This window comes from Streptomyces sp. NPDC055966, assembly GCF_042269865.1.
Taxonomy (GTDB): Bacteria; Actinomycetota; Actinomycetes; order Streptomycetales; family Streptomycetaceae; genus Streptomyces.
On sequence record NZ_JBHJYK010000008.1, the window covers coordinates 152,856 to 166,516 of the forward strand.

The window sequence follows — 13,661 nt, forward strand, 5'->3', positions numbered from 1 at the left end:
GTACGGGGGACAGGGGGGACGTCCGTGGCATGACGTACGTTCGTGAGGTGTGGGACGCGCGTGGCGCGAGCGCCGCGAGGGATGAAGCGGAAGCCCTGCTTCCGTCCGGCGTGGCGGCGTAGCGTCGGCTGTACCCGTCCCCCGCACACCGTGGTCGCCGCCTCGCGCGCGTGACCGCCCGCCCATCAGCACGACCACCAGGACCGGCCAGCCACGTGAGCTCCTCTTCCTCCACCGGACGCCTGCCGCACCCCCAGGTGCGGCAGGGGAGCCGTGGCGCTTACCGGCTGGTCCGTACCCCTCCCGCCGCTGCGGATCCCCCTCGTCTGGACGCGGCCCAGCGTGCCGTGGTTGACCACCGCTGCGGACCGCTGCTCGTCCTCGCCGGCCCGGGCACCGGCAAGACCACCACCCTGGTCGAGTCCGTCGCCGCGCGGATCGCCCGCGGCGCGGACCCGGAACGCATCCTGGTGCTGACGTCCAGCCGCAAGGCCGCCGTCGAGCTGCGCGACCGCATGGCCCTGCGCATGGGCGCCGCCCGCGCGCCCCGGGCCACCACGTTCCACTCGTACTGCTACGCCCTGGTGCGCGGCCACCAGGACAGCGAGCTGTTCGCCGAGCCGCTGCGCCTGCTCTCCGGCCCCGAGCAGGACGTCGCCGTGCGGGAGCTGCTCGCCGGACAGCCCGATCTGGAGCGGCTCGGGCTCACGCACGTGCGCTGGCCCGACGACCTGCGCGCCTGCCTGACCACGCGCGGCTTCGCCGACGAGGTCCGCGCCGTCCTCGCCCGCAGCCGTGAGCTGGGCCTCGGCCCCGACGCCCTGGACGCCTTCGCCCGCCGTATCGGCCGCCCCGACTGGCGCGCGGCGGCCGCGTTCCTCGCCGAGTACCTGGACGTGCTCGACATGCAGGGCGTGATCGACTACGCGGAACTGGTCCACCGCGCGGTCCTGCTCGCCGGGCGCCCCGAGAACGCCACGCGGCTCGCCGCCCGGTACGACGCCGTGTACGTGGACGAGTACCAGGACACCGACCCCGCCCAGGTACGGCTCCTGCACGCCCTGGCCGGCGGCGGACGCACCCTGGTCGCCTTCGGCGACCCCGACCAGTCGATCTACGCCTTCCGGGGTGCCGACGTGAACGGCATCCTCGACTTCCCGGCGGCCTTCGCGCGCGTGGACGGCCGCCCCGCCCCCGTCGAGGTGCTGCGCACCTCCCGCCGCTTCGGCGCCGCCCTGCTGGCCGCCACCCGTCTGATCACCCAGCGCATGCCGCTGACCCGGCTGGCCGCCGACAAGGTGCGCGCCCACCGCGAACCGGCCGCCGTACGGGACGGGGGCCGCGTCGAGGTCTACACGTACCCCACGGCCGGTACGGAAATGGACAACATCGCGGACGTCCTGCGCCGCGCGCACCTGGAGGACGGCGTCCGCTGGAGCGACATGGCCGTCCTCGTCCGGGCCGGATCCCGCCTCCCGACGCTCCGCCGCGCCCTGACCGCGGCCGGCGTACCGCTGGACATCGACGGCGACGATCTGCCCCTGCGGCACGAGCCGGCGGTGGCACCCCTGCTGACGGCCCTGCGCGCTGTGGCCGTGGCGGAGGCCGGCCGCCGCGAGGCCACCGAGGAAGTCACCGAAGAAGCCGCCCCAGACGCCGCCACCGAAGGCGTCGAAGGCGGCGAGGACATGGGTGCGCCGACCGCGGACACCTCCTGGCTCGACACCGAAACCGCTCTCACCCTGCTCACCTCCCCCCTCGCCGGCATGGACGCGGCCGATCTGCGCCGGCTCGGGCGCGCGCTGCGCGAGGAGGAGCGCGCGGCCGGCAACGCGCTCCCGCCGCCTTCCGACGAGCTTCTCGCGCGGGCGCTCGCCGAGCCCGAGCGCCTGGCCGTGCACGACCCGGCGTACGCGCGCGGGGCGCAGCGCCTCGGCGCGCTGCTGCGCAAGGCCCGCGAGCGCCTCGCGGGCGGCGGTACGGCCGAGGAGGCGCTGTGGGACCTGTGGGCGGGCACGCCCTGGCCCGCCCGCCTGGAACGGGCCGCCCGGCGCGGCGGAGCGGCCGGCCGCAACGCCGACCGCGACCTGGACGCCGTGTGCGCGCTGTTCGCCACCGCCGCGCGCGCGGAGGAGCGCACCGGGGGGCGTGGCACGCTGAACTTCCTGGAGGAGATCGAGGCCGAGGACATCGCCGCCGACACGCTCGCGCGCCGCGCCGTGCGCCCCGACGCCGTCCGCCTGATGACCGCTCACCGCGCCAAGGGCCTGGAGTGGCGCCTGGTTGTCGTCGCCGGTGTCCAGGAGGGCCTGTGGCCCGACCTGCGCCGCCGCGGCTCCCTCCTGGAGGCCGACCGCATCGGCCGCGACGGACTCGCCGAACCGCTGACGCCGGGCGCCCTGCTCGCCGAGGAGCGCCGGCTGTTCTACGTCGCCGCCACGCGTGCGCGTGAGCGTCTGGTCGTGACCGCCGTGAAGACACCGGCCGACGACGGCGATCAGCCGTCCCGGTTCCTGGCCGAACTCGGCGTCGAGCCCCGGGACGTCACCGGCCGGCCGCGTCGCCCGCTGTCCGTCGCCGCGCTCGTCGCCGAACTGCGCGCCACCACCGTCGACCCGCGCGCGTCCGCCCCGCTGCGGGAGGCCGCCGCCCACCGCCTGGCCCGCCTCGCCGCCCTCGCCGACGAGGACGGCCGCCCCCTGGTGCCCTCCGCGCACCCCTACCGCTGGTGGGGCATGTACGACCCGACGGAGAGCAAGGTGCCGCTGCGCCACCGCGACCAGCCGGTCGTGCTCTCCGGCAGCGCTCTCGACCAGCTCGCCAACACCTGCGCGCTCCAGTGGTTCCTGGGGCGCGAGGTGAAGGCCGACACGCCCGCCACCACCGCCCAGGGCTTCGGGAACGTCGTCCACGTCCTCGCCGACGAAGTCGCCTCCGGCCGTACCCCGGCCGACCTCGACGTCCTCATGGAGCGCCTGGACTCGGTGTGGAACGCGCTCGCCTTCGACGCGCCGTGGAAGTCGAGGCAGGAGAAGGACAACGCGCGCGTGGCGCTCGAACGCTTCCTGAACTGGCACGTCCTGGACCGCACCGGCCGCACCCCCGTGGCGAGCGAGCAGGACTTCGACGTCACCCTCCGAGCGGGCGACTACGAGGTCCGCATCCGCGGCCAGATGGACCGCGTGGAGGCGGACGGCGAGGGACGCGCGTACGTGGTGGACTTCAAGACCGGCAAACAGGCGCCCAGCGCCGCCGAGGTGGCCCGCCACCCCCAGCTCGCCGTCTACCAGCTCGCCGTGCGCGAAGGCGCCGCCGACGAGGCCTTCGACGGCGTACGTCCCGAACCGGGCGGCGCCGAACTGGTGCACCTGAGGCAGGGCGCCGCCAAGCGCGACGGCGGCGACAGCCTGCCGAGGACGCAGAGCCAGGAGCCGCTGTCGGGGGAGTGGGTCGGCGAGCTGCTGGCCACCGCCGCCGGAAAGGTCCTCGACGAGCGGTTCGCGCCGAGCACCGGCCAGCACTGCACGCACTGCGCGTTCCGCGCCTCGTGCAGCGCCCGGCCCGAGGGGCGGCACGTGGTCGAGTGAGCCTGGCCGGGGCGGGAGTGACGGACGGCACCACCTGCGCTGACCTGCGTCTCTTTCGCCCCGCAGGGCTGATCCGCGCTCGACTGTCAGTGCGCGCCGCTAGCCTTTTCCGACATGCCCGCCCCTATCACCGATCCCGAACAGCTCAAGGAGCTCCTCGGCATCCCGTTCACCCCGGAGCAGACGGCCTGCATCACCGCGCCGCCCGCCCCGCAGGTGATCGTGGCCGGAGCCGGGTCGGGCAAGACCACCGTGATGGCCGCGCGCGTGGTCTGGCTGGTCGGCACCGGACAGGTCGCCCCCGAACAGGTCCTCGGCCTGACCTTCACCAACAAGGCCGCCGGCGAGCTGGCCGAACGCGTCCGCAAGGCACTGGTCAGGGCCGGCGTCACCGACCCCGACGTCATCGATCCGGACAACCCGCCGGGCGAGCCGGTGATCTCGACGTACCACGCCTTCGCCGGCCGGCTGCTGACCGACCACGGCCTGCGCATCGGCCTGGAGCCCGCCTCCCGGCTGCTCGCCGACGCCACCCGCTACCAGCTCGCCGCGCGCGTGCTGCGCGAGGCCCCCGGCCCCTACCCCGCCCTGACCCGCTCCTTCGCCGACCTCGTCAGCGACCTGCTCGCCCTCGACTCCGAACTCGCCGAACACCTCGTCGACCCCGAGGAACTGCGCGCCTGGGACGCCGGCCTGCTCCACACCCTGCGCAGCGCCAAGCTCACCAACGCCGACCTGCGCAAGGTCCCCGAGACCGCCGCCGCCCGCCGGGAACTCGCCGACCTCGTGCAGCGCTACCGGGCCGCCAAACGCGCACGCGACCTGCTCGACTTCGGCGACCAGATCGCCCTGTCGGCCCGCCTCGCGCGCGTGCCCGAGGTGGGCCGCCTCCTGCGCGAGGAGTTCCGCGTGGTGCTCCTGGACGAGTACCAGGACACCTCCGTGGCCCAGCGCGTCCTGCTGGCGGGCCTGTTCGGCGGCGGCACCGGTCACCCGGTCACCGCGGTCGGCGACCCCTGCCAGGCCATCTACGGCTGGCGCGGCGCCTCCGTCGCCAACCTCGACGACTTCCCCGCGCACTTCGCCCGGGCCGACGGCCGCCCCGCGACCCGGCAGGCGCTCAGCGAGAACCGCCGCAGCGGCGGCCGCCTCCTCGACCTCGCCAACGGCCTCGCCGAGCCCCTGCGCGCCATGCACGCGGGTGTGGAGGCCCTGCGCCCCGCCCCCGGCGCGGAGCGCGACGGCACGGTCCGCTGCGCCCTGCTGCGCACCCATGCCGAGGAGATCGACTGGCTCGCCGACTCGATCGCCCACCTCGTGCGCACGGACACCGCTCCCGGCGAGATCGCCGTCCTGTGCCGTACGGCGACCGACTTCGCCGAGATCCAGGGCGCGCTCGTGGCCCGCGACATCCCCGTCGAGGTCGTCGGCCTGTCCGGACTGCTGCACCTGCCCGAGGTCGCCGACCTCGTCGCCGTCTGCGAGGTGCTCCAGGACCCCGGCGCCAACGCCTCCCTGGTGCGCCTGCTGACCGGCCCGCGCTGGCGCATCGGCCCCCGCGACCTCGCCCTGCTGGGCCGACGCGCCCGGCTGCTGGTCGCCCACGCGCGCGTCGGCGACACCGACGACCCGGACCGCCGGCTCGCCGCGGCCGTCGAGGGGGTCGACCCGTCCGAGGTGATATCGCTCGCCGACGCCCTCGACACCTTCCTGGAGACGCCGGCGGAGGGCGCCTTCGACGACGGCCCCGACGACGCGCTGCCGTTCTCCGCGGACGCGCGCGTGCGCTTCGCCCGCCTCGCGGCCGAGCTGCGCGACCTGCGCCGCTCCCTGTCCGACCCGCTGATGGACGTCCTGCACCGCGTCCTTGCCGTCACCGGCCTGGAGGTGGAGCTGTCGGCGTCACCGCACGCCCTGGCCGCCCGCCGCCGCGAGACCCTGTCCAACTTCCTCGACATCGCCGCCTCCTTCGCGGCCAGCGACGGCGAGGCGACCCTGCTCGCCTTCCTCGGCTTCCTGCGCACCGCCGCGCAGTACGAGAAAGGCCTCGACAACGCCCTGCCCGGCGGCGAGAACACCGTCAAGGTGCTCACCGCCCACAAATCCAAGGGCCTGGAGTGGGACGTCGTGGCCGTCCCGGGACTGGTCGAGGGCACGTTCCCGAGCGCCCAGGGCCGCGAGAAGTGGACGGCGCAGGCCAAGGTGGTGCCGCACGCCCTGCGCGGCGACGCCGACACCCTGCCCGACGCGGACAGCTGGGACTCGCGCGGCATGAAGGCCTTCCACGAGGCCATGAAGGACCACCAGCACACCGAGGAGCTCCGCCTCGGCTACGTCACCTTCACCCGCCCCCGCTCCCTCCTGCTCGGCTCCGGCCACTGGTGGGGCCCCAGCCAGAAGAAGCCGCGCGGCCCGTCCGGCTTCCTCCAGGCCCTGTACGACCACTGCGCGGCCGGACACGGCGAGATCGAGCAGTGGGCGGACGAGCCCGCCGAGGACGAGCAGAACCCGGCCCTACACGCGGCGAGTGCCGACCAGGCATGGCCGCTCCCGCTGGACGACGCCGCCCTGACCCGCCGCCGCGCGGCCGCCGAGACCGTCCTCGCCCACCTGGACGCCCTCACCGTCCGGGACACCGGCCGCCCGTCGGCCGCCCACGACCCCGCCGCCTTCGACGACCCGCAGTGGCCCACGCCCCCGGACGGGGACCCCTACGCGGACGAGCCGTACGACGAGCACGAGGCGGACCTCCCCCACGACTACGACGAGACCCCCTTCGGCGACTACGAGGCGGACCCCTTCGGCGACGAGGAGCCGCCGTACGACACGGACGTCCCACCGGATTCCGCACCCCTGGAGGGCGCGGACGACCCTGCCGGCCCGGGCACCCGGGACACCGCCCGGCCCGCCGTCCCCCACCAGGCACCCGCCCCGCCGCACCACCCCCGCCCCGCCGAGCCGCACCCGCGCCTCACCCCGGAGGAGGCCCGCGCCGTCGCCTCCTGGGACCGTGACCTGGACGCGCTCACCGGCGAGCTGCTGCGCGCCCGCAGGACCGTCACGGACGTCCCCCTGCCCGTCACACTGACCGCGTCCCAGCTGATGCTCCTGGCCGAGGACCCCGACGGGCTCGCGCAGGAGCTCGCGCGCCCCATGCCGCGCCCCCCGCAACCGGCCGCGCGCCGGGGCACCCGGTTCCACGCCTGGGTGGAGGCCCGCTTCGAAGAGCTGACACTGCCCCTGCTCGAACCGGACGAGCTGCCCGGCAGCGACGCCGAGATCGCCGACGAACAGGACCTCCAGGCCCTGAAGGAGGCTTTCGAACGCAGCGCCTACGCCCGGCGCACCCCGTACCGCGTCGAGGCCCCCTTCCAGTTCACCCTGGCCGGCCGCGTCGTACGCGGCCGGATCGACGCCGTCTACAAGAACGGCGACGGCGACGAGGCGACGTACGAGATCGTCGACTGGAAGACCAGCCGCACCCGCGCGGCGGACCCGCTCCAGCTCGCCGTGTACCGGCTGGCCTGGGCCGAGCAGCAGGGCGTGCCGCCCGAGTCGGTCACGGCCGCCTTCCTGTACGTGCGCAGCGGCGAGGTCGTACGCCCCGCGGGCCTGCCGGACCGGGCCGCGCTGGAGCGGCTGCTCACGGGCGACCAGGAAGCAGGCCGCACGGCCGCGGGGGAGGCGGACCGGGAGCCGGATCGAGTGTGACGAACCGCCCGCCGAGGATGTCGGTGCGGGCCGATAGGCTCGTGAGCATGAGCCAGACCCCGGACAGCGCCGTCCGCACGTACATCGAGCAACACCGCGCCGCCTTCCTCGACGACCTCGCCGCATGGCTGCGCATCCCCTCCGTGTCGGCCCAGCCCCACCACGCGCCCGATGTACGGCGCAGCGCCGACTGGCTCGCCGCGAAACTCGGGGAGACCGGCTTCCCGACCGTCGAGGTCTGGCCGACCCCCGGCGCCCCGGCCGTCTTCGCCGAGTGGCCCTCGGGCGACCCCGAGGCCCCCACCGTGCTCGTCTACGGCCACCACGACGTGCAGCCCGCCGCCCGCGAGGACGGCTGGGACAGCGACCCCTTCGAACCGGTCGTCCGCGGAAACCGGCTCTACGCGCGCGGTGCCGCCGACGACAAGGGCCAGGTGTTCTTCCACACACTCGGCGTCCGCGCCCACCTCGCCGCCACCGGCCGCACCGCCCCCGCGGTCAACCTGAAGCTGCTCATCGAGGGCGAGGAGGAGTCCGGCTCCCCGCACTTCCGAGCCCTGGTGGAACAGCGCGCCGGGCGGCTCACCGCCGACGCCGTGATCGTCTCCGACACCGGCATGTGGTCCGAGGACACCCCGACCGTGTGCACGGGCATGCGCGGCCTCGCCGAGTGCGAGATCCGCCTGTACGGCCCCGACCAGGACATCCACTCCGGCTCCTTCGGCGGCGCCGTACCCAACCCGGCGACCGCGCTCGCGCGCCTGGTCGCCGCGCTGCACGACGAGCACGCACGCGTGGCGATCCCCGGCTTCTACGACGGCGTCGTCGAGCTGACCGACCGCGAGCGCGAGCTGTTCGCCCTGCTGCCCTTCGACGAGGAGCGCTGGCTGCACACCGCCAGGTCCCGCGCCACCCACGGCGAGGCCGGGCACACCACCCTGGAGCGGATCTGGGCCCGCCCGACGGCCGAGGTCAACGGCATCGGCGGTGGCTACCAGGGCCCGGGCAGCAAGACGATCATCCCGTCCGCGGCCATGGTGAAGCTGTCGTTCCGGATGGTCGCGGGCCAGGAGCCCGAGCACATCGAGAAGGCCGTGCACTCCTGGGCAGCCGAGCAGGTGCCCGCCGGAATCCGCTGGGAGATCGACTTCGGCTCGGCCACGCGCCCGTGCCTGACCCCGCTCGACCACCCCGCCCTGCAATCCGTGGTGCGCGCCATGAGCCGCGCCTTCGAGACACCGGTCCGCTTCACGCGCGAGGGCGGCTCCGGGCCCGCCGCCGACCTCCAGGAAGTCCTCGGCGCCCCCGTGCTCTTCCTGGGCATCTCCGTCCCCTCCGACGGCTGGCACGCCCCCGACGAGAAGGTCGAGCTCGACCTCCTCCTCAAGGGCGTCGAGACCAGCGCCTACCTGTGGGGTGACCTGGCCGAGAACTGGCGACCCACGCCCTGACCGCACCGTACGTCCCGCCGAACCGCCCGCCGAACGAACCGCTGTACTGGGGGAGTTGGAAGCACCCGTGACCACCTGGACCGACGACACAGCCGACCGACCCATCTCGCTGACCGCCCCGAGCGGCATCGACCGCGCCGCCCACCACCGGCTCGACGAAGCCTGGCTCGCGGCGGCGTGGAGCCACCCCACGACCCGTTGCTTCGTGGTCTCCGGCGGCCAGGTGCTCATCGACGAGACCCCGGACGGCCGGACCGAACTCGTCATGACACCGTCCTTCGAGGCCCCGCTCACCGAGGCCCACCGCTACTTCCTCGGCATCGACGAGGACGGCGTCAGCTACTTCGCACTCCAGAAGGACGCCCTGCCCGGCCGCATCGACCAGTCGGCACGCCCCGCCGGCCTGCGCGAGGCCGGCCTGCTCCTGTCGCCGCGCGACGCCGGACTCATGGTGCACGCCGTCGGCCTGGAGAACTGGCAGCGCACCCACCGCTTCTGCTCCCGCTGCGGCGAGCGCACGGTGATCGCCGCCGCCGGCCACATCCGCCGCTGCCAGGCCTGCGGCGCCGAGCACTACCCGCGCACCGACCCGGCCGTGATCATGGCCGTGACCGACGCGGACGACCGCATCCTGCTCGGCCGCCAGGTCCACTGGCCCGAGGGCCGATTCTCCACACTCGCCGGCTTCGTCGAGCCCGGCGAGTCCATCGAGCAGGCGGTGCGCCGCGAGGTGTCCGAGGAAGTCGGCGTCACCATCGGCTCCGTGGAGTACGTGGCCAGCCAGCCCTGGCCCTTCCCCTCCAGCCTGATGCTCGGCTTCATGGCCCACGCCACGTCCATCGACATCGACGTCGACGGGGACGAGATCCACGAGGCCCGCTGGTTCTCCCGCGAGGAGCTGCACGACGCCTTCGAGTCCGGCGAGGTCATGCCGCCCTACGGCATCTCCATCGCGGCCCGCCTCATCGAGATGTGGTACGGCAAGCCACTGCCGACCCGCAGCTTCGTCTGAGGCCGCCTCCCGGTGGCCGGCGATCCGTACTGGAACCACAACGTCCACTACCACCGGGCCGTGCTGGCAGCCGTCCCCGACGGCTGCCGCACGGCCCTGGACGTGGGCTGCGGAGACGGCCTCCTGGCGCGCAAGCTCGCCACCCGCGCCCGGACGGTGACAGGCGTGGACCGCTCGCCGGAGATGATCCGGCAGGCCCGCGCCCGACAGCCCGGGAACGTCACCTTCGTACAGGCCGACTACCTGGACAGCGCCGCGCTGCCCCAGGGCGCCTACGCGTTCGTCAGCGCGGTCGCGGTCGTGCACCACACCCGGTTCGACGACGCCATCGGTGCCCTGACCCGGCTGGTCGCGCCCGGCGGCCGACTCGTCGTCGTCGGGCTGGCCCGCAACGAGACCCCGCTCGACCGGGCGATCAGCGCCTGCGGACTGCCTGCCAGCCTCGCCCACGCGCGCGTGCACGGCGGCAAGCGCAGCCCGGCGGCGATGCCCATGGAAGACCCGCCCATGCACTGGAGCGAGGTCCGCGCGGCCGCCCGCCGCCTGCTGCCCGGCTGCCGCTACCGGCGCCGGCTGCTGTGGCGCTACATCGCGGTCTGGGACAAGACGCGGCAGGGCGGCCCCTGACTCTCAGAGGCCGCCCTGCCGTGGTCACCGCGGAGAACCCGCGGAACCTCACGCGCCGATCTTCTGCTTCACCTGGGCCAGCGACGGGTTCGTCAGCGTGCTGCCGTCGCCGAAGAGCACGGTCGGGACCGTCTGGTTGCCGCCGTTCGCCTTCTCCACGAACGCCGCGGACTCCGGGTCCTGCTCGATGTTGATCTCGGTGTAGGCGATGCCCTCCCGCTCCAGCTGCTTCTTCAGCCGCTGGCAGTAGCCGCACCAAGTCGTGCTGTACATCGTCACAGTGCCCTGCATGTCTCTCGCGCTCCTCAGGCAGCTCGGAAAACGTCGTCCGCTGGAGAACGTACGGGAAAGGCCCGCCATTCCCGCCCGGGGTATGCCCCATCTCACCCGGTTGTCCACAGGCCGCTGTGACGCCTGCCGCATTAGTACAACAAAGGGTGCCCGCCTGTGGACAACCGCCACGGCAGCCCCGGGCGACCTGGCAGCATTGCGGTGTGACAGCAGCAACGCACTCCCCCCTCTTCCCGCAGGTACCGGACTCTGCCGACGCGGTGCTCGAAGGGCTCGACCCCGAGCAGCGCGCGGTGGCCACCGCCCTGCGCGGCCCGGTGTGCGTCCTGGCCGGAGCGGGCACGGGCAAAACCCGGGCGATCACCCACCGCATCGCCTACGGGGTGCGCGCCGGCATCCTGCAACCCTCCACCGTGCTCGCCGTCACCTTCACCAACCGCGCCGCCGGTGAGATGCGCGGCCGGCTGCGCCAGCTCGGCGCCCACGGCGTCCAGGCCCGCACCTTCCACTCCGCAGCGCTGCGCCAGCTCCAGTACTTCTGGCCGAAAGCGATCGGTGGCGGCATGCCCCGGCTGGTCGACCGCAAGATCCAACTCGTCGCCGACGCGGCCGCCGCCTGCGGCACCCGGCTCGACCGCGGCGAACTGCGCGACGTGACCGCCGAGATCGAATGGTCCAAGGTCACCCAGACCGTCCCCGCCGACTACCCGTACGCGGCCGCGAAGGCCGGCCGCGAGGCCCCCCGCGCGCCCGCCGAGATCGCACACCTCTACGCGGCCTACGAGAACCTCAAACGCGACCGCGCGGTGATCGACTTCGAAGACGTCCTGCTGCTGACCGTCGCCATCCTCCAGGACCGGCACGACATCGCCGAACAGGTCCGCGCGCAGTACCAGCACTTCGTCGTCGACGAATACCAGGACGTCAGCCCGCTCCAGCAGCGGCTGCTGGAGCTGTGGCTCGGCGACCGGGACAACCTGTGCGTGGTCGGCGACGCCAGCCAGACCATCTACTCGTTCACGGGAGCAACCCCGGACCACCTCCTGGACTTCCGGACCAAGCACCCGGGCGCCACCGTCGTGAAGCTGGTCCGTGACTACCGCTCCTCGCCCCAGGTCGTCCGCCTCGCCAACGGCCTGCTCGCCCAGGCCCACGGCCGCGCCGCCGACCACCGGCTGGAACTGGTCTCCCAGCGCGCCCCCGGCCCCGAACCCGTCCACACCGAATACACCGACGAGCCCGCCGAGGCCGAGGGCGCCGCCCACCGCATCCGCGAGCTGATCGACGTCGGCGTCCCGGCCGCCGAGATCGCCGTCCTGTTCCGTACGAACGCCCAGTCCGAGACCTACGAGCAGGCCCTCGCCGACGCCGGCGTGCCCTACCAACTGCGCGGCGCCGAGCGCTTCTTCGACCGCCCCGAGATCCGCAAGGCCGGCATCGCCCTGCGCGGCGCGGCCCGCTTCGGCGGCAACGACTCCCTCCTGGACGACGCCGTCGACCTGCCCTCCCAGGTGCGTGCCGTGCTCTCCGGCGAAGGCTGGACCAGCGAGCCCCCGGCCGGCTCCGGCGCCGTCAGAGAGCGCTGGGAGTCCCTGGCCGCCCTCGTCAACCTCGCCCACGACCTCGCGGCGGGCAACCCGAAAGCCACCCTCGCCGACTTCGTGGCCGAACTGGACGAGCGGGCGAACGCCCAGCACGCCCCCACCGTCCAGGGCGTCACCCTCGCGTCCCTGCACGCCGCCAAGGGGCTGGAATGGGACGTCGTCTTCCTGGTCGGCGTCGCCGAAGGCATGCTGCCCATCACCTACGCCAAGACCGACGAACAGATCGAGGAGGAACGTCGGCTCCTCTACGTCGGCGTCACCCGCGCGCGGGAACGGCTCCACGTCTCCTGGGCCCTGTCCCGCTCGCCGGGCGGGCGCCCCAACCGCAGAGCCAGCCGCTTCCTCGACGGCCTGCGCCCCGGCACCACCCCCACGGCCGGCCGCGCCGGCACCGCAACCGGCGCCGGCGTCGAACGCGGCACCGGCCGCGACATCCCCGCCGTACCCCGGCGCGCCCAGCGCAGCCCCGCGCGCTGCCGGGTCTGCGGGCGGACGCTCACCGACGCGGGCGAGATGAAGCTGATGCGCTGCGAGGAGTGCCCCTCGGACATGGACGAGGGCCTCTACGAACGCCTCCGCGAGTGGCGGACGGTCCAGGCCGAGCGCAGCGGACAGCCGGACTTCTGCGTCTTCACCGACCGCACCCTCGTGGCCATCGCCGAGGCACGGCCGGAGAACTCCGCCGAACTCTCCCGCATCCCCGGCGTCCTCAGCCGCAAGCTACGCAGCTACGGGGACGAAGTTCTGGCCATCTGCGCAGGTCAGGACATCAACGAAGGCGACAGGGACGACTGATACGAACTCGTCGAAAAAATAGTTTGCGCATGCCCCGGCAATCCCCATAGGTTCTAGGCACGGAAGCCGCGGCCTTCTCGAAGGCCCGCCTCCGTGATGTACTTGCATATCCGAACGGACTGGCTCACCCCAGTCCCCAAGACGCCGAGAGGAGGCGAGTCCAGTGATCAGCATCAACACCAGCACCACCAGCACGGCCAAACTGACCGATCGCTCGACCGTCTCCACGTGCATGCTCGGCGCCTCGAACCAGGGCACCGGTCTGTCCGGCATCCGTGCCGCCCGTCCGGCGTCCTCCCTTGCTCTCAAGGGTCTTTCCACCCGCGAGCGCAATGAGCGACCGACCAAGGCACTGGAAGCGGTAGCGGCAAAGGCACATGCCTATGCCTTTGCGGCAGCCGGTGCCGGATTCCGGAAGCAGACGACGCAGCACCACCAGATGTGGGCCTCCCGCGGGCCTAAACCCTGGAGTGATCCAGCCTGATCGCCGATCAGGCCGGCGCCTTCAGGGCCGCGGAACCCCATCCGGGATCCGCGGCCCTTCTGTTTTCCCTCAAGCGGGAGAACGGAGCCGAAGGGGCCT

At 73.6% G+C, this 13,661-nt stretch carries 8 protein-coding genes; 7 read left to right on the top strand and 1 reads right to left on the bottom strand.

Annotated features, from left to right (window positions below; all coding sequences use genetic code 11):
* Nucleotides 1–215 precede the first annotated feature (215 nt).
* The 5 genes from ACFC8N_RS18915 to ACFC8N_RS18935 all read left to right on the top strand — a co-directional run bounded on the left by ACFC8N_RS18915 (nt 216) and on the right by ACFC8N_RS18935 (nt 10,388).
* On the top strand, nt 216–3,587 hold the full coding sequence (locus tag ACFC8N_RS18915; RefSeq protein WP_376288842.1) for an ATP-dependent helicase: 3,372 nt from the start codon (nt 216–218) through the stop codon (nt 3,585–3,587).
* Between the two features lie 114 nt (nt 3,588–3,701).
* The gene (locus ACFC8N_RS18920) at nt 3,702–7,298 is read left to right on the top strand and encodes a UvrD-helicase domain-containing protein (RefSeq protein ID WP_376288843.1); all 3,597 of its coding nucleotides are present in this window, start codon (nt 3,702–3,704) and stop codon (nt 7,296–7,298) included.
* Between the two features lie 47 nt (nt 7,299–7,345).
* Complete coding sequence (locus tag ACFC8N_RS18925) at nt 7,346–8,749, top strand: dipeptidase (protein WP_376288844.1); 1,404 nt, start codon at nt 7,346–7,348, stop codon at nt 8,747–8,749.
* Between the two features lie 67 nt (nt 8,750–8,816).
* The gene (gene nudC, locus ACFC8N_RS18930; protein WP_356029017.1) at nt 8,817–9,761 is read left to right on the top strand and encodes an NAD(+) diphosphatase; all 945 of its coding nucleotides are present in this window, start codon (nt 8,817–8,819) and stop codon (nt 9,759–9,761) included.
* 12 nt (nt 9,762–9,773) lie between these two features.
* Nucleotides 9,774–10,388 (top strand): class I SAM-dependent methyltransferase, encoded by a 615-nt coding sequence (locus ACFC8N_RS18935; protein ID WP_356029015.1) that lies wholly within the window; start codon nt 9,774–9,776, stop codon nt 10,386–10,388.
* A gap of 48 nt (nt 10,389–10,436) precedes the next feature.
* Here the strand turns inward: ACFC8N_RS18935 and ACFC8N_RS18940 are convergent, their stop codons facing one another.
* A complete protein-coding gene (locus ACFC8N_RS18940; protein ID WP_071376557.1) occupies nt 10,437–10,679 on the bottom strand; it encodes a mycoredoxin in 243 nt (80 codons plus the stop codon).
* 203 nt (nt 10,680–10,882) lie between these two features.
* Here ACFC8N_RS18940 and ACFC8N_RS18945 point away from each other — a divergent pair, with 203 nt between their 5' ends.
* Together ACFC8N_RS18945 and ACFC8N_RS18950 are read left to right on the top strand one after the other, a co-directional pair.
* Nucleotides 10,883–13,078: an ATP-dependent DNA helicase UvrD2 gene (locus ACFC8N_RS18945; protein ID WP_376288845.1), complete on the top strand. Its 2,196-nt coding sequence runs from the start codon at nt 10,883–10,885 to the stop codon at nt 13,076–13,078.
* Between the two features lie 163 nt (nt 13,079–13,241).
* Entirely contained in the window at nt 13,242–13,562 is a 321-nt protein-coding gene (locus ACFC8N_RS18950; protein WP_356029011.1) for a hypothetical protein, read from the top strand.
* Nucleotides 13,563–13,661: the final 99 nt, after the last annotated feature.